Genomic DNA, 15,491 nt, shown 5'->3' on the forward strand with positions numbered 1-15,491 from the left:
TCGCGGCTTTCGCACGAAAAGCGTTGGCAAAGCTTTAGCATTTCGCCCGATGCGAAGCATAATTTTACAATAACAACTGCCCGGGACGGCAATTGACTATCGCCCGGTCAACAAGCAGGCCATGCACCTGAATCATCGGCAAAATCGGGAGACAATCAGATGACGACCGACGAGATCGAGATCGCCAAGGTTCTCGACGAGCTCTACGACATCGTTTCCGGGCCGGCCGGCCCACGCGACTGGTCGCGGCAACGGTCGATATTCCACGAAGACAGCCGGCAGATGCGCACCTGGATCGACGCCGAGGACAAGCCGGCGATCCGGATCATGGACCAAGAGGCCTATGCCGCCGACACCACGCCCTTCTTCGCCGAGAACGACTTTTACGAGGTCGAGATCGCGCGGAAGATCAATATCTTCGGCAATATCGCCCATGTATGGAGCATCTATGAGGCGCGCCGCGCGCCCGATGCCGACACGCTCGATCGCCGCGGGATAAATTCGATCCAGCTCTACAAGGACGAAAGCGGCTGGCGGGTGGTCAACATGATCTGGGACAATGAACGCCCCGGCGTGGTCGCCAGCCTGTAGCGGGATAGATTCAGATGGAAGGTTCTCACCTTCCCCATCCGTCATGCCGGGCTTGACCCGGCATCCACAGCAACAGGCGGCGGCCCCTCGTGACTCTGGATGCCGGGTCAAGCCCGGCATGACGACGAGGGCTTTCGGGACTCATCCGTTACGTTCTCACCGCCAGCTTCCTCGCGTTACTTCGCGCCCGATCCGGCCGCGACGGGCTCGAAGAAAACCCCGGCCATCCCGCCGCTCGACCATTGCACGCGGCCCATTCTCACATCGCACCCGCGCGCTTTCACGAGCAAGCGGGTGCCTTCGGGTAGGCCCGCGGCCTCGATCATCATTCCTTCCGCCGACATATTCCGCACCGTGCCGGCGAATACCGGCGCGCAGGCGACCAATGTCGCGAGCAGATCGACCTTGACCCGCGGCGCCTCGCGCTGGTCCGACCCGGCCTCTTCCGCCCCCGCCTGCTGATCGCCGAGGTTGCGGGGAAGCGGATCCTCGGTCTGCAAGCCGCAGCGCATGCCCTCCACCCAGCGCACCTCCGCGGTGACGAAGGTCTCGCCGTCGAGGCTGACATGCACCTCTTGCCCCAGCCCGAGCGTCAGCGCGCATTCCCCGCTCAGCCCGTTTTGCGAAACGTCGTGGATCGCCAGCCGCGCTTCGCGGAGAACGGGGTAGAGCAGCGCCGATTTCAAGACGCGCTGGCGGGCATGCCGACGACGCTCATCACCTTCGTTGCTCGTCGCCGAGCCGGTATCTTCCGACACGTTTGAACCCTTTTTGACCCGGAGTCGCCATTTTTGGCTAGGCGCGGTGCTTAGTAAGAAATGTCATTACCGAATGTTGAATTTTAATGCTGACTTTAGATTAAGATTTTCTCTCCGCCCGCGCGAGGCAGCCCCGCTTCCCAATAAGGCGGATCGCCGAAGCTCCGGCGCAGCCATTCGATCAGCGCGGTCAGCTTGGCCGAGGCGCTGCGGTTGGGGGGATAAGCGATATAGAGTTCGGCGCCCTCGGGCTCGACGCCGATGTCGATCCGCACGAGGCGCCCGTCGACCAATTCGTCGTGGACGAAAAAGCTCGGCAGCATCGCGATGCCGATGCCGGCGAGCACCGCATCGCGCATCACCAGCCCGTTGTTCACCCGCAGCTTCGCGCGCGGGCGGATGACCCGCGCGCCGTCCGCCGCGCTAAACCGCCAGTCGCTGTTTCGGTTGGTATAATGGACCGCGCTGGCCTGTTCGAGCTCGTCGAGCGACCGGGGCGCGCCGTGCGCCGCGAGATAGCCGGGCGCGGCGACCAGCACCCGGCGGGTCGCGCATAGGCGGCGCGCGATCAGCCGGTTGTCACGGATCGCGCCGTGCCGGATCACCGCATCATAGCCGTCCGCCGCGACATCGACGAAGCGGTCGTCGAGATCGAGGCTGAGGTCGATCCCCGGATGCGCGGCAAGGAAGGCGCTCAAGGCCCGGCCGAGATGCGCGACCCCGAACCCCACCGGCCCGGCGATCCTGAGCGGCCCCGAAAGGCTGCCGCGCCGCTCGGACAATTGCGCGGTCGCCTCCTCCACCTCGCGCAGGATCGTCCGGGCGTGGCCGAGAAAGGCGAAGCCGTCCTCGGTCAGCGCGAGCTTGCGCGTCGTGCGCTGCACCAGCTTGGCGCCGAGCACCCGCTCGAGCTCGGCAAGCCGCTCGCTCACCACCGACTTGGCGAGCCCGATCCGCCGCGCCGCCTCGCTGATCGACCCCGCCTCCGCCACCGCGACGAACACCGTCACGCCATCGAGTTTCATCATCGTTCGGCTTTCCCGAAAACCGGTTTCGACTTTCGCCGGCTAGTGCAGACAATGCCGCTGCGCCATTTCGCTGTCCAGACACACCGGTGCGATAGGATCCGCACCGGCATCGAAAGGAATGGGAAGATGACCGAATTCGCCGACAAGAATGTCCTCGTCATCGGCGGCAGCCGCGGCATCGGCGCCGCGATCGTCCGCCGCCTTGCGCGCAGCGGCGCCGAGGTCGCGTTCAGCTATGCCGGGTCGGCCGACGCCGCCGCGGCGCTCGCGTCGGAGACCGGCGCCACCGCGATCCGCTCGGATGCCGCGGATCGCGCCGCGGTGGTTGACCTGGTCAAGGGGCGCGGCGCGCTCGATATCCTCGTCGTCAACGCCGGCACCTTGGTGATGGGCGATCCGCTCGAGACCGACGCCGATGCGGTCGACCGGATGATCGATATCAACGTCCGCGCCCCTTATCATGCCGCGGTCGAAGCCGCGCGGCAGATGCGCGACGGGGGTCGGATCATCGTGATCGGCTCGGTCAACGGCGATCGCATGCCGTTCGCCGGCGGGGCGGCCTATGCGATGACCAAATCGGCGCTGCAGGGGATGGCCCGCGGTCTGGCGCGCGATTTCGGCGCGCGCGGCATCACTGTCAACATCGTCCAGCCGGGGCCGACCGATACCGACATGAACCCGGGCGACGGACCGATGAGCGGGTTCATGCACGAATTCATGGCGATCAAGCGCCACGCCACCGGCGAGGAGATCGCGGCGATGGTCGCCTATCTCGCCGGGCCGGACGCCGGGATCGTCACCGGCGCGCTCCACACGATCGACGGCGGGTTCGGCGCCTGATCGCAACGGGCTGGCCGGGGAGGCGGAAAAATATATCCTCCTCCCCGGCAGATATCGCGCCGATCCGGGAGCCGCCTATGACGAACGTGCGAAACTGGCTGATCGACCACACCGGCATCGGCGTTTCGGACATCCACCGTTCGGCGGATTTCTACGAAGCGGTGCTGGCGCCGCTTGGCGCGAGCGCGATCATGCGCATCTCGCGGACCTTCGGCCCGGCCGACAAAGGCGACGATGATCTCGGCGGGGTCGCGTTCGGCATCGATTATCCGATGTTCTGGATCGACGTCTTCCACCCCCACGGCGTCAAGCAGCATAACGCGTTTCGCGCGACCAGCCGGGCGCAGGTCGATGCCTTCCACGAGGCGGGACTCGCCGCCGGGGGCGTCGACAACGGACGCCCCGGGTTGCGCACCGGCGGTTATCCGCCGGGCTATTACGCCGCCTTCCTCCTCGATCCCGACGGCAACAATGTCGAGGCGCTATTTCGGGAGCGCTAGTTCGGCAAGCGCATCGACGATCGCCTCGGCGTCGAGCCGATAGCGGCGGTAGAGATCGGGGAGATCGCCGGTCTGCCCGAAGCGGTCGATGCCGAGCGGGCTGACCCGCATCCCGCGCACCGCCCCCAGCCACGACAGGCTCGACGGCGCCCCGTCGATCACCGTCACGAGGCCGGCGCCGTCGGCGAGCGCATCGAGCAGGGTTTCGACATGCGACGGCTCCCGCGCGCCGTCGGTCCAGCGCCCCGCGTGCCGCGCTGACCAGCCGCGATGAAGCAGATCGGCCGAGGTGATCATCAGCAGCCCGAGCCCCGGCAGATCGTCGGCGACCAGCGCATGCGCTTCGAGTACCTCCGGGGTGATCGCCCCGGTGAAGGCGATCGCCGCATCGCGCGGGCCGGTCGGCGGAATCAGCCAATAACCGCCCTTGAGCGCATCCCCGACCCAGCAATCGTCGGCGCGCGCGACCTGCGGGATCGCGCGGCTCGACAGCCGCAGGTAGACCGAGCCGCCGTCCGCCGCCTGCAGATGCGCGAACGACCAGCGCATGATCGCCGCCAGTTCGTCGGCGAAGGCGGGCTCGAAATAGGTAAGGCCAGGCTGCCCCATCCCGATCAGCGGGGTGTTGATCGACTGATGCGCGCCGCCCTCCGGCCCGAGCGTCACCCCGGAGGGCGTCGCCACCAAGAGGAAGCGCGAATCCTGATAGCAACCGTAATTGAGCGCATCGAGCCCGCGCGAAATGAACGGATCATAGACCGTCCCGACCGGGATCAGCCGCGTGCCGAACAATGGCGCGGCGAGCCCGAGTGCGGCGAGCATCAGGAACAGGTTATTCTCGGCGATACCGAGCTCGATATGCTGGCCCGCGCCGTGCCCGCCCCATTTCTGCGCGCTCGGGATGCGCGCGGCGGCGAAGACGTCGGCCAGCTCCTGCCGGCGGAACAGCCCGCGCTGGTTGACGAACGCGCCGAGGTTGGTCGAGACGGTGACGTCGGGCGAGGTGGTGACGACGCGCGCGGCGAGCGCGCGCGCATCCGCCTCGGGATTTTTGGCGAGATCGAGCAGGATCCGCCCGAACGCCGCCTGGGTCGACAGCGTCTCGCCGTCGGGCACCGGCAGCGTCGCAGGCACGGGAACCGGCGCGGCAGGCGCGGGCCGATGCGGCGCCGCGAGCGGGCTGCGCGCGAGGAAATCGCGCATCTCGGCTGCGAGATTGTCGCCCACCCCGGCGAACGGCGTCCATTCGTCCCCCGGCGCGATGCCCAGGCTGTCGCGCAACTGCCCGACCTGCCCCGGATTCATCAGCCCGGCGTGATTGTCCTTATGCCCGGCGAGCGGCAGGCCATAGCCCTTCACCGTATAAGCGATGAACAGCGTCGGGACATCGTCCTGCGCGCGCGCGAAGGCGTCGAGCAAGGTTTCGATGCAATGCCCCCCGAGATTGGTCATCAGCGCGGCGAGCGCGGCATCGTCGAACGAGGCGATCAGCGCCAGCGTATCGGGTCGATCGGCCAGATCGGCGTTGAGCCGCGCGCGCCACGCCGACCCGCCCTGATAGGTCAGCGCGGCGAAATCGGCATTGGGGCAGGCATCGATCCACTCGGCGATCGCCGCCCCGCCGGGCTGCGCGAACACCGCGCGCTGGCGCTTGCCATGCTTCAAGGTGATCACCCGCCAGCCGCAGGTTTCGAAGATATCGTCGAAGCGCCGGAACATCCGGTCCGCGGTCGTCGCGTCGAGGCTCTGGCGGTTATAGTCGACGATCCACCAGCAATTGCGGATATCGTGCTTATAGGCCTCGATCAGGCATTCGTAGATATTGCCTTCGTCGAGCTCGGCATCGCCCATCAGCGCGATCATCCGGCCGGTATCGCGCTCGGCGAGCTGGCCGTGCGCGACAAGATAATCCTGGACGAGGCTGGCGAAGGCGGTGATCGCCACGCCCAGCCCGACCGAACCGGTCGAGAAATCGACCGGGATCGCATCCTTGGTACGGCTCGGATAGCTTTGCGCCCCGCCCAGCCCGCGAAACCGTTCGAGCGCGTCGCGCGTCTGCTGGCCAAGCAGATAATGGATCGCGTGGAGCACCGGGCCGGCATGTGGCTTGACCGCGACCCGGTCGTTCGGCCCCAAAGCAGCGAAATAGAGCGCGGTCATGATCGTCGTGATTGACGCGCAGCTCGCCTGATGCCCGCCGACCTTCACCCCGTCGCGGCTTTCGCGGATGTGGTTGGCATTGTGGATCGTCCAGACCGCGAGCCAGCGCAGCCGGGTTTCGATCGCCTCGAGCAGCGCGACGGTGGCGGGGTCGATCGCGGTGGGGGCGCGGGAAATAGCGGGTTTGTTCATATCGCCACGAATAGCCGCGCGGGGGCATCGCGCGGAAGGGGGTTCGATACGGCCGATGCGGTGCGACCGCGGAGGAACCCGTATCCAGCCCGGCTTCGCTATGTAATGATGCCGACCCCCGATATCCGGACCTTTCGATTGAAACTGAATTCGCGCTTCGACCTCAATCTGCTCACGGTGTTCGAGGCGATCTATTCGCGCGCCAGCGTGACGCTGGCGGCGCGTCACCTCAATCTGTCGCAATCCGCGATCAGCCACGCGCTCGGGCGGTTGCGGCGCGACTTCGGCGACCAATTGTTCGTGCGGGTCGGCAGCGGGCTCGTCCCCACCGCGCTCGCGCGATCGATCATCGAGCCGGTCCGCACCGCGCTGCGCAGCGTCGAACTCGCGGTGGTCACCGCATCGGATTTCGATCCGCGATCGAGCGACCGCACCTTCCGCATCGCGATGCGCCCGACCACCGAGGTGCGCTTCTTCAGCGATATCGTCGCGCGGGTCACCGCCGATGCCCCCGGCGTGCAGATCGTCAGCGCCGATTTCCGCCGCAGCGAACTGGCGCAGGCATTGGCACACGGCGAGGTCGATCTGGCGCTTGACATCGCCAGCGAGGCGACCGCGACATTGCGCACCGCCCCGCTGCGCAGCGACCGGCTGGTCGTCGCGGCACGGCACGGTCATCCGCGCATCCACGGCGCCGTGACGCTGGAAGCCTATCTCGCGACGGGCCATGTCATCGCCTCGCCGCGACCCGCCGGCCTCGGGCCTGAAGACAACGCACTGGCCGACGCGGGCGCCGAGCGACGGATCGTCGCGCGCTGCCAGCATGTCGCGACCGCGTGGAATATCGTCGCCGGGTCGGATCTGATCCTCACATTGCCGCTCTCGCACGCCGAATCGCTGCGCCAGTTCGTCGATCTGCAATTGCTGCCGCTGCCGGTCGAGGTCGTGCCGCGCGCGCTCAATCTCTATTGGCATGAGGTGGCGGATCGCGACCACGGCAATGCGTGGCTGCGCCAGGTGATCGTCGATGTCGCGTCCGTCAATGCACCGGATTCATAGTATCTATCTGATCCCGTCATTTGATGCATGAAGCCGCGCGCGATAGGCCCGACATGCCATCATCGGGATATCGCCATGTCCAATATCTTCACGCTGCCGGAACTCGACGATCTGCGCATGTCGGAGGCCGCACGCCCGCTGTTCGAGGCGGTGAAGCGCCACATCGCCGAAAATGTCGCGCCGATCACCGAGGAATATTTCCGGTTGGGCGAAGGGCGCACCGATCGCTGGTCGTTCGCGCCGGGGCAGCTCGAACTGCTCGACGCCGCCAAGGCCAAGGCCAAGGCCGCGGGGCTGTGGAATTTCTTCCTGCCCGACGATGAGACCGGGCAAGGGCTGAGCAACCTCGATTACGCCTATATCGCCGCCGAACTGGGCAAATCGCCGCTCGCGTCGGAAACGCTCAACTGCTCGGCCCCAGATACGGGGAATATGGAGGTGCTCGAACGCGTCGGCACCCCCGAGCAGAAGCAGCGCTGGCTGGAGCCGCTGCTCGCCGGCGAAATTCGTTCGGCCTATGCGATGACCGAGCCCGACGTCGCCTCGTCGGATGCGAAGAACATCCGCACCCGCGCGCGGCTCGACGGCGATCAATGGGTGATCAACGGCGAGAAATATTACATCTCGGGCGCGGGCGATCCGCGCTGCAAGGTGATGATTACGATGGTGCGGACCAGCGACGAGGGGCCGGTTTCGCAGCAGCAATCACAGATACTGGTGCCGATCGACACCCCGGGGGTCGAGATCGTCGGGCCGATGCATGTGTTCGGCGAGGATCACGCGCCGCGCGGCCATATGCATATCCGCTTCAACGACGTGCGCGTGCCGCGCGAGAATATCCTGCTCGGCGAAGGCTGCGGGTTCGAAATCTCGCAGCTCCGGCTCGGGCCGGGGCGCATCCACCATTGCATGCGCACGATCGGCAAGGCCGAAGTGGCGCTCGATCTGATGGTCAAGCGCGGCAGCTCACGCGAGGCGTTCGGCCGCTCGCTGATCATGCTCGGCAAGAATCTCGAACTGGTTTCGCGCGCGCGGATCGAGATCGAAGCGATGCGGCTGATCGTGCTCAAGGCGGCCAAGGCGATGGACGTGCTCGGCAACCGCGAGGCGCGCGTGTGGGTCAGCCTCGCCAAGGCGATGATCCCCGAAAAGACCTGCCAGATCATCGATCAGGCGATCCAGCTCCACGGCGCGACCGGTATCTCGCAATGGACCCCGCTCGCCGAACTCTATCACGACGTCCGCCACCTGCGCTTCGCCGACGGGCCGGACGAGGTTCATCATATGGTGGTCGGGCGACACGAACTGGGGCTGCACTAACCCGCTGCGGCCGGCCCGCCCTCGCGCTGTTCCGGGCATTGCAGCACGCGATCGCGCAAGCGCTCGATCAGCCAGCGGCCGGCCGGGCCGGGCGGCGCGTCGTGGCGATGGAGCGCGAACATCGCGAGCTGATCGCCCTCGGGCCAGGTGTCGCGCTCGATATCGAGTTCGACCAGCCGGCCGGACTGAAGATCGCCATAAACCATCGGCCACGGCATGCTCCCCCAGCCGAGCCCCGCGCGCAGGAAGGCGTGTTTCGCGCCGAGATCGGCCAGCCGCCAGATCCGCGTCGCGAGGACACCATATTGCTTGCCGTCGGATAGCGAGGAGCGATCGGTCAGCACGAGCTGGATATGCCCGGCAAGGTCGTCGCGCGACAAAGGATGCGGTGCGCGCGCCAGCGGATGCGCCGGCGCGGCGACGGGAACGAGGCGAAGCGCGATCAGCCGTTCGCGCGCCAGCTCGGGCGGGAACAGCGGCAGGGTGCCCGATACCGCGAGCGAGCAGCGCCGGTCGAGCACCGGCTGGATCACCGCGCCGAGATTTTCGACGTACACCCGCAGCGCGGTATCGGGGAACATCGTCTCGAAATCACTGACCGCGGCGGTGAACAATTCGATCGGGAACATCACGTCGAGCGCGATCGACAGCTCGGGCTCGACCCCGCTGGCGAGATCGCGCGCGCGCGCCTTGAACTGGTCCGCCTGGCGCAGCACCGCACGCGCCTCATTGACCAGGGCAGCACCTGCCTCGGTGAGGATCGGATAGCGCCCTTCCCGCTCGAACAAGGTCACCTTGAGCCGCACCTCGAGCCCCGAGATCGTCTGGCTGACAACCGATTGCGCACGATCGAGCTTTCGCGCCGCCGCCGAGAAGCTACCCTCGTCGGCCGCCGCGACCAAAGTGCGCATCTGATCGAGCGTGATGGCTTCAAGCATATATCTATGATCCAGATGGATTGTATCGAGTAATATATCCTATTACGATGATACGCGCATCCCTAACTCCCCGCCATCGTGATTTTACCCGATGAAGGGATTGGACCCATGAAACTTCTGCATGTCGATTCGAGCATCCTCGGCCCGGCTTCGGTGAGCCGCCAGCTTTCCGAGGCGATCGTTGCCGCCGAGCGCGCCGCGCATCCCGGGATCGAGGTGACGCGCCTCGACCTCGCGACCGACGCGATCGGCCATCTCACCGGCGTGCACCTCGCCGCCGGGCAGGGCGTCGTCCCCGAGACCGCGGCACTGGCCGAGGATGTCGCCGCCGGGGCGGCGGCGCTCGATGCGTTCCTTGCCGCCGATATCGTCGTGATCGGCGCGCCGATGTACAATTTCGGCATCCCCAGCCAGCTCAAGGCGTGGATCGACCGGCTGGCGGTGGCGGGCAAGACGTTCCGCTATACCGCGAACGGCCCCGAGGGGCTCGCGGGCGGCAAGAAGGTGATCGTCGCTTCGTCGCGCGGCGGCTTCTACAGCGGTGACACCGCGATGGCCGCGTTCGACTATCAGGAGAAATATCTCCGCGCGGTGTTCAACTTCTTCGGCGTCACCGACGTCACCTTCGTCCGCGCCGAGGGCATCGCAATCGGCGAGGAGCAGCGCAACCAGGCGCTCGCCGCCGCCCATGCCGAGATCGCCAAGCTCGCTGCGTGAGCCGCGACATATCCGCCCCCAACAGGAGAACAGAATTGACCTTTCGCCCCCTCAAGGCCGCCGCGCTCGCGGCGGCCTTCGTCACGCCGGCGCTGGTCCTCGCGCAGAGCGCCACGACCACGCCCGCCGCGGTGCAGGCCGGTACCTATGGCGTCGAGCCCTATCATACCCGGGTGCTCTTCGCGGTGTCGCACCTCGGTTTCTCGACCTGGTATGGCGAGTTCACCGGCGCATCGGGGTCGCTGACGCTCGATCCCGCCAAGCTTGGCGAGAGCCAGGTCGACATCACCGTTCCCGCGGCCTCGATCAGCACCAGCAACGCCAAGCTCGATGACGAGCTCAAGGGCGACAAATGGTTCGATGTCGCGAAATACGACACGATCCGCTTCCGCTCGACCCGCATCACCAGGACCGGCGCCAACAGCGCGGATATCGCGGGTAATCTGACGCTGCACGGCGTGACCAGGCCCGTCGTGCTCAAGGCGAGGTTCAACGCCGCCGGCGTCAATCCGCTCGACAAGGCCTATACGGTCGGGTTCGAGGTATCGGGCGATATCAAGCGTTCGGACTTCGGCGTGACGACCTATGTCCCGATGGTCGGCGACGATGTTCACTTGATCATCAGCGCCGCGTTCGAGAAAAAGGTGGCATGACGACCTTCCCGAACCCAGCGCGCACGGCGCCCTCGCGCTACAGCACGGTCGCGATCATCCTGCACTGGGCGATCGCCGCGCTGATCGCGTGGAATCTCGTGCTCGGGTTCGAGATGCACGATGCCAAGGGGCTGGCGCAGTTCAATCTGTTCCAGCTCCACAAGTCGGTCGGCATCAGCGTGCTGTTGCTCAGCCTCGCCCGTGCCGGGTGGCGGCTGACGCATCGCCCGCCGGCGCTGCCCGCCGCGATGCCCGCGTGGGAGAAGTTCCTCGCGCGCGCCGCGCATGTCGGGCTCTATCTGATCATGATCGGGATGCCGCTCACCGGATGGGTGGTGGTGTCGACCAGCCCGCTCAACATCCCGACCCTGCTGTTTCACACCGTGCCGTGGCCGCATCTGCCGCTGCACGATTTGCCGACCGCCACCAAGGCGAGCGTCAACGCGGGCTTCGGCGCGGTTCACATGGCGCTCGCCTGGGGCGCGCTGGCGCTGATCGCGCTGCATATCGCGGGCGCGCTGAAGCACATGTTCTTGACCCGCGACGGCGTCATCCGCCACATGCTGCCGTTCATCGGCGGCGTCAGCCGCTAAAAGGAATATCCCATGATCCGTTCCGGTGTTGCTTTGTCGCTTGCCGCGCTCACGCTGGGCGTCGCCGCACAAGGCGCGATTGCCGCACCCGCCGTATCGGGCTGGCGGGTCGATCCGGCGCGCTCGCGATTGGGCTTTACCGGCGCGATGAGCGGCCAGCCGTTCAACGGCCAGTTCCGGCGGTGGAACGCCGCGATCCGCTTCGATCCCGCGCGTCTCGACGCCTCGTCGGTCAGGGTAGTGGTCGACACCGGCTCGGCCGTCACCGGCGACGCGTCGCGCGACGAAGCGCTGCCGACCGACGACTGGTTCGCGACGAAATTGTTTCCGCAATCGGTGTTCGTCAGCCGGCGGTTCACCAGCCTCGGCGGTAATCGCTATCGCCTGGACGGCGATCTCAAGATCCGCAACATCTCCCGGCCGATCAGCATCCCGTTCCAGCTCGTGATCAAGGGCAATGCCGCGACGATGACCGGTCGCGCCAGCCTCGATCGCACGGTCTTCGGCGTCGGCCAGGGGCAGTTCAAGGGCACCGACACCGTCGCCGGCAAGGTCGACGTGGTGATCTCGATCAACGCGACCAAAGCGCCCTGAACGCGCCGATCTCGGTAAGATCGCACGCGATCGGGCTCGGCGGGGTCAGTCGAAAAAGGCGATCGTCCGAAACTCGATACTTTGCCTCGGCGGCGTTCCGGGCGGCGTGGACGGATCCTCGAAAGCGCTGTGCGGCGCGAAGCGCGGAACGTCTGGATCCGAATCCCAGCATTTGATCAGTAGCGCCTCGTCGGGCGCGAGGTCGGGCACGTAGAGCCAGCGCTGCCGGGGATCGTAAGCGAGCGCATAGGTTTCGCCGCGCCGATGGGGAAAGATCAGGTCGCTGGCGATCAGATCGTCCGCGTCGATGCTGCGCGCGTCGCCGATCACCAGCGGCCAATCGCGCGCGGGATAGGCGATCGGCCGCCAGACGTTGATGATCGCGGCTCGCTTGCCGAGCGCATGAAAATCCTGACCCATGATCTCCCGAACCCGCTTGGGGCCGGACCAGACGGTCTGGTCGACATGGACACGCGTCGCGGGCTGCCTGGGGACGCCGACGGTACGATCGGCAGCGCCGTCGCTGCGGCGGCGAAGGGTGTGGTCGAATACCACCACGCGCGAGGCGCCGGTCACCTCTCTCACCAGCGCCGCCGCCTCGGGATGGCCCAGCGCAAGCGTCTGCGCCTCGTCCCAATAATCGCGAACGGCGGTCGGGCGCCACGCCAGCGCCACGCCCTCGATATCCAGATCCAGCCGGTCCGCGAAGGGTCGCGCGTTCTCGATCCGCACTGGCCGAGGTCGATAATCGCCCCGCGTCGGTTCGACGCCCTCCGGCGGCGGATCTGCATAAATATAGGGTTTTTCCGCGCTTCGCTCGATGAACTGCAACGTCGCCTCGACGGTGCTTGCCGCCGAATGGTCAGGCTTGAGATTGGTCGCAACAGACATAAGTCCGCCTTTCCGATCGTCTGCACGCTGGAGATGTTGGGCGGTCCCTCAGACCTGACAACATCGCACCAGACCTAATTCTCCCCGCCACTTGATAAGCGGAGCTGATCATCGCCCGACTGCCGGCGCAACGCCGCAGCAGTTCTCATATGGGCGTCGCTCTCATATCAAATTCAATTCCCATCTAATTGATAGGAAATCTTTGTCGCGGCGTTGCAATTGTGCGGCGTATCCGTTCTCCCCGGCGATAGATTGACGACGCCGATGATAGCGCGGTGCTAACGGAGCGATCGAATGGCCGGTCAACTGGAGGCTGCGGGCGGATGACGCGGGAGCCCGCAGGTATCGGCGCCTGCAGCGCATCGCGTCGCCTGACCTATCACACGCTTCATGTGGTGGTTCGCGACGGCGACGGGCATCTGACAACCATCCGGGAACTGGTCGCGGTGGAGACCGGCGCCAATGCGCTGACCATCGACCGTCCAAGCGACGAACCGCGGCTCTGTACGCTGCCGGCAAGCGGCCGTGCCGGCTTGTGGCAGCTTTTGGGTCTGGAATGGCTGGGACGCCGGGTCCGGCGCTCGTGTCTTCAACACACGAAGTGAGGTGGATATGGTTGACGAAACCCGCTTGAGCCCTATTCCATATCGCACCGCGCTGATCGTGGGCGCCGGATCCGGGATCAGCGCATCGGTCACCCGTGCCCTGTCGAGGGCTGGGGTGAAGGTCGCGGCGGCGGCCCGAAACGCTGACCGGCTGGCGCCGCTTTCCGACGAGACCGGCGCCTTGGCGTTCGCCGCCGATACCACCGATCCGGCGGCGGTCAACCGTCTGTTCGAACAGACCGAAGCCGCCATCGGCGTGCCCGAGATCGTCCTCTACAATGCGAGCGGCCGCGTCCGTGGGCCGATCATCGATCTGGATGCCGAGCTGGTTCGCCGCGCCATCGAAGTCTCCTCCTGGGGCGCCTTCCTTGTAGTGCAGCAAGCGGCGAGGCGGCTCATCCCGCGCGGCCAGGGCGCGATCCTGCTGACCGGCGCTACGGCGAGCGTCAAAGGTTTCGCCCATTCATCGGCATTCGCCATCGGCAAGTTCGGGTTGCGTGGGCTGGCACAGAGCGCGGCGCGCGAACTGGCGCCGCAGGGCATCCATGTCGCGCATTTCGTGATCGACGGCGCGGTGCGCAGCGCGACGCGTCCCGACCCCGCCGAGCGCCCGGACTCCACGCTGGATCCCGGCGCGATCGCTCAAACCTATCTCGACGTGCTGCGCCAGCCGCGCAGCGCGTGGAGCTGGGAGATCGAGCTTCGGCCCTGGGTGGAGAATTTCTGATGCGACAGCTTCATCTCGGCGCCTTCATGCGCCCGGTCAGCATCCACACCGGCGCCTGGCGTTATCCGGGGGCGGCCCGCGACGCCAACTTCAACTTCCCGCTGCTCAAGCGCTTTATCCAGCGGCTCGAAGCGGCGAAGTTCGACGCCTTTTTCATGGCGGACCATCTCGCGGTCCTGAACATGCCGGTCGACGCGTTGAAGCGCAGCCATACCGTCACCTCGTTCGAGCCGTTCACACTGCTTTCGGCGCTGGCCGGGGCGACCGAGCGGATCGGGCTGATCGCGACCGCCTCCACCACGTTCGACGAGCCCTATCACATCGCGCGCCGGTTCGCGTCGCTCGATCATATCAGCGGCGGCCGCACCGGCTGGAACATCGTCACCACCGCCAATCCCGACGCTGCGCTCAATTTCGGCTATGACGATGAGATCGATCATGACGAACGCTACGCCCGGGCGCGCGAATTCTACGATGTCGTCACCGGCCTGTGGGACAGTTTCGCGGACGATGCCTTCATTCGCGACGCCGAGACCGGCATCTATTTCGACCCCGCCAAGCTCCGTGTCCTGGATCACAAGGGCAAGTACCTCTCGGTGCGCGGCCCGCTCAATATCGCCCGGCCGGCGCAGGGCTGGCCGGTGATCGTGCAGGCCGGCGCCTCCGAGGCCGGCCGGGCGCTGGCGGGGGCGACCGCCGAAGTCATCTTCGCCGCGGAATCCTCGATCGAGCGCGCACAGGCGTTCCATACCGATATCCGCCGCCGGATGACGGAGAACGGCCGCGACCCCGAGTTGCTGCGGGTGTTGCCGGCCGCGTTCGTGGTGGTGGGCGACACGGTCGAGGAGGCAAAGGCCAAGCGCGCGCATCTCGACAGCCTGGTCCATTATGACAGCGGCATTCATTCGCTGTCGGGGATGCTCGGGCATGACGTGTCCGGCTACGACCCGGACGGGCCCCTGCCCGAAATCCCGCCGACCAACGCCAGCCAGAGCGCGCGCGAGCGCATCGTCGAACTTGCCCGCCGCGAGAACCTCACGATCCGCGAGCTGGCGGCACGGGCCGGCAGCTATTCGGGCCTCGCATTCGTCGGCACGCCACAGACGATCGCCGATCAGATGCAGGAATGGCTCGAAGCCCGCGCATCCGACGGTTTCAACATCATGTTTCCGTGGCTGCCCGGCGGCCTGGACGACTTCGTCGATCGCGTGGTGCCCGAATTGCAGCGCCGCGGCATCTTCCGGCGCGAGTATGAGGGTTCGACGCTGCGCGACCACCTCGGGCTGCCGCGACCCGCCAATCGCTTCTTCAGCTAGAACCCCACT

Annotated in this window: 17 protein-coding genes; 12 read left to right on the forward strand and 5 right to left on the reverse strand. The window is 66.4% G+C overall.

What is annotated here, in order from left to right; all coding sequences use genetic code 11:
* The first annotated feature begins 159 nt into the window (after positions 1 to 159).
* On the forward strand, positions 160 to 591 hold the full coding sequence (locus NED98_RS16740; RefSeq protein WP_265313747.1) for a hypothetical protein: 432 nt from the start codon (positions 160 to 162) through the stop codon (positions 589 to 591).
* Between the two features lie 176 nt (positions 592 to 767).
* On the opposite strand, the gene NED98_RS16745 is transcribed toward NED98_RS16740, so the two are convergent.
* Both NED98_RS16745 and NED98_RS16750 read right to left on the reverse strand, forming a co-directional pair.
* A complete protein-coding gene (locus NED98_RS16745; RefSeq protein ID WP_265313748.1) occupies positions 768 to 1,349 on the reverse strand; it encodes a PilZ domain-containing protein in 582 nt (193 codons plus the stop codon).
* Positions 1,350 to 1,444: 95 nt separating this feature from the next.
* Positions 1,445 to 2,377: a LysR family transcriptional regulator gene (locus NED98_RS16750; protein WP_265313749.1), complete on the reverse strand. Its 933-nt coding sequence runs from the start codon at positions 2,375 to 2,377 to the stop codon at positions 1,445 to 1,447.
* A 126-nt stretch (positions 2,378 to 2,503) separates the two neighbouring features.
* Here NED98_RS16750 and bdcA point away from each other — a divergent pair, with 126 nt between their 5' ends.
* Together bdcA and NED98_RS16760 are read left to right on the forward strand one after the other, a co-directional pair.
* Positions 2,504 to 3,217: an SDR family oxidoreductase gene (gene bdcA / locus NED98_RS16755; protein ID WP_265313750.1), complete on the forward strand. Its 714-nt coding sequence runs from the start codon at positions 2,504 to 2,506 to the stop codon at positions 3,215 to 3,217.
* Positions 3,218 to 3,294: 77 nt separating this feature from the next.
* Positions 3,295 to 3,717: a VOC family protein gene (locus tag NED98_RS16760; RefSeq protein WP_265313751.1), complete on the forward strand. Its 423-nt coding sequence runs from the start codon at positions 3,295 to 3,297 to the stop codon at positions 3,715 to 3,717.
* On the opposite strand, the gene NED98_RS16765 is transcribed toward NED98_RS16760, so the two are convergent.
* A complete protein-coding gene (locus NED98_RS16765) occupies positions 3,700 to 6,069 on the reverse strand; it encodes a transketolase (RefSeq protein ID WP_265313752.1) in 2,370 nt (789 codons plus the stop codon). The two genes, NED98_RS16760 and NED98_RS16765, sit on opposite strands and share 18 nt — an antisense overlap.
* 138 nt (positions 6,070 to 6,207) lie before the next feature.
* Between NED98_RS16765 and NED98_RS16770 the strand changes: the two genes are divergently transcribed.
* Positions 6,208 to 7,128, forward strand: a complete 921-nt coding sequence (locus tag NED98_RS16770) for a LysR family transcriptional regulator (protein ID WP_265313753.1) — start codon at positions 6,208 to 6,210, stop codon at positions 7,126 to 7,128.
* A 75-nt stretch (positions 7,129 to 7,203) separates the two neighbouring features.
* On the forward strand, positions 7,204 to 8,448 hold the full coding sequence (locus tag NED98_RS16775; protein ID WP_265313754.1) for an acyl-CoA dehydrogenase family protein: 1,245 nt from the start codon (positions 7,204 to 7,206) through the stop codon (positions 8,446 to 8,448).
* On the opposite strand, the gene NED98_RS16780 is transcribed toward NED98_RS16775, so the two are convergent.
* Positions 8,445 to 9,386, reverse strand: coding sequence for a LysR family transcriptional regulator (locus NED98_RS16780; protein WP_265313755.1), 942 nt, complete (start codon positions 9,384 to 9,386; stop codon positions 8,445 to 8,447). The two genes, NED98_RS16775 and NED98_RS16780, sit on opposite strands and share 4 nt — an antisense overlap.
* A gap of 108 nt (positions 9,387 to 9,494) precedes the next feature.
* Between NED98_RS16780 and NED98_RS16785 the strand changes: the two genes are divergently transcribed.
* The 4 genes from NED98_RS16785 to NED98_RS16800 are packed head-to-tail and all read left to right on the forward strand — an operon-like array spanning position 9,495 to position 11,943.
* Positions 9,495 to 10,103, forward strand: coding sequence for an FMN-dependent NADH-azoreductase (locus NED98_RS16785; protein ID WP_179513886.1), 609 nt, complete (start codon positions 9,495 to 9,497; stop codon positions 10,101 to 10,103).
* A 35-nt stretch (positions 10,104 to 10,138) separates the two neighbouring features.
* A complete protein-coding gene (locus tag NED98_RS16790; RefSeq protein WP_265313756.1) occupies positions 10,139 to 10,756 on the forward strand; it encodes a YceI family protein in 618 nt (205 codons plus the stop codon).
* Positions 10,753 to 11,349: a cytochrome b gene (locus NED98_RS16795; RefSeq protein WP_265313757.1), complete on the forward strand. Its 597-nt coding sequence runs from the start codon at positions 10,753 to 10,755 to the stop codon at positions 11,347 to 11,349. The genes NED98_RS16790 and NED98_RS16795 overlap by 4 nt, the downstream gene beginning before the upstream one ends.
* Positions 11,350 to 11,361: 12 nt before the next feature.
* Entirely contained in the window at positions 11,362 to 11,943 is a 582-nt protein-coding gene (locus NED98_RS16800; protein WP_265313758.1) for a YceI family protein, read from the forward strand.
* 45 nt (positions 11,944 to 11,988) lie between these two features.
* Here the strand turns inward: NED98_RS16800 and NED98_RS16805 are convergent, their stop codons facing one another.
* Positions 11,989 to 12,834, reverse strand: coding sequence for a CmcJ/NvfI family oxidoreductase (locus NED98_RS16805; RefSeq protein ID WP_265313759.1), 846 nt, complete (start codon positions 12,832 to 12,834; stop codon positions 11,989 to 11,991).
* Positions 12,835 to 13,157: 323 nt separating this feature from the next.
* Here NED98_RS16805 and NED98_RS16810 point away from each other — a divergent pair, with 323 nt between their 5' ends.
* The 3 genes from NED98_RS16810 to NED98_RS16820 are packed head-to-tail and all read left to right on the forward strand — an operon-like array spanning position 13,158 to position 15,482.
* The gene (locus NED98_RS16810; RefSeq protein WP_265313760.1) at positions 13,158 to 13,439 is read left to right on the forward strand and encodes a hypothetical protein; all 282 of its coding nucleotides are present in this window, start codon (positions 13,158 to 13,160) and stop codon (positions 13,437 to 13,439) included.
* A 25-nt stretch (positions 13,440 to 13,464) separates the two neighbouring features.
* Complete coding sequence (locus NED98_RS16815; RefSeq protein ID WP_265313761.1) at positions 13,465 to 14,166, forward strand: SDR family NAD(P)-dependent oxidoreductase; 702 nt, start codon at positions 13,465 to 13,467, stop codon at positions 14,164 to 14,166.
* Complete coding sequence (locus NED98_RS16820; RefSeq protein ID WP_432423338.1) at positions 14,163 to 15,482, forward strand: LLM class flavin-dependent oxidoreductase; 1,320 nt, start codon at positions 14,163 to 14,165, stop codon at positions 15,480 to 15,482. Before NED98_RS16815 ends, NED98_RS16820 begins: the two co-directional genes overlap by 4 nt.
* The last annotated feature ends 9 nt before the right edge of the window (positions 15,483 to 15,491 follow it).

This window comes from Sphingomonas lycopersici (assembly GCF_026130605.1).
GTDB classification, from domain to species: domain Bacteria; phylum Pseudomonadota; class Alphaproteobacteria; order Sphingomonadales; family Sphingomonadaceae; genus Sphingomonas; species Sphingomonas lycopersici.

Excerpts from the sequence above, each read along its gene's own strand:
- NED98_RS16740 (WP_265313747.1), top strand. The coding sequence starts at position 160 with ATGACGACCGACGAGATCGAGATCGCCAAGGTTCTCGACGAGCTCTAC.
- NED98_RS16750 (WP_265313749.1), bottom strand. The coding sequence starts at position 2,377 with ATGATGAAACTCGATGGCGTGACGGTGTTCGTCGCGGTGGCGGAGGCG.
- bdcA (WP_265313750.1), top strand. The coding sequence starts at position 2,504 with ATGACCGAATTCGCCGACAAGAATGTCCTCGTCATCGGCGGCAGCCGC.
- NED98_RS16760 (WP_265313751.1), top strand. The coding sequence starts at position 3,295 with ATGACGAACGTGCGAAACTGGCTGATCGACCACACCGGCATCGGCGTT.
- NED98_RS16765 (WP_265313752.1), bottom strand. The coding sequence starts at position 6,069 with ATGAACAAACCCGCTATTTCCCGCGCCCCCACCGCGATCGACCCCGCC.
- NED98_RS16775 (WP_265313754.1), top strand. The coding sequence starts at position 7,204 with ATGTCCAATATCTTCACGCTGCCGGAACTCGACGATCTGCGCATGTCG.
- NED98_RS16780 (WP_265313755.1), bottom strand. The coding sequence starts at position 9,386 with ATGCTTGAAGCCATCACGCTCGATCAGATGCGCACTTTGGTCGCGGCG.
- NED98_RS16785 (WP_179513886.1), top strand. The coding sequence starts at position 9,495 with ATGAAACTTCTGCATGTCGATTCGAGCATCCTCGGCCCGGCTTCGGTG.
- NED98_RS16795 (WP_265313757.1), top strand. The coding sequence starts at position 10,753 with ATGACGACCTTCCCGAACCCAGCGCGCACGGCGCCCTCGCGCTACAGC.
- NED98_RS16800 (WP_265313758.1), top strand. The coding sequence starts at position 11,362 with ATGATCCGTTCCGGTGTTGCTTTGTCGCTTGCCGCGCTCACGCTGGGC.
- NED98_RS16805 (WP_265313759.1), bottom strand. The coding sequence starts at position 12,834 with ATGTCTGTTGCGACCAATCTCAAGCCTGACCATTCGGCGGCAAGCACC.
- NED98_RS16810 (WP_265313760.1), top strand. The coding sequence starts at position 13,158 with ATGACGCGGGAGCCCGCAGGTATCGGCGCCTGCAGCGCATCGCGTCGC.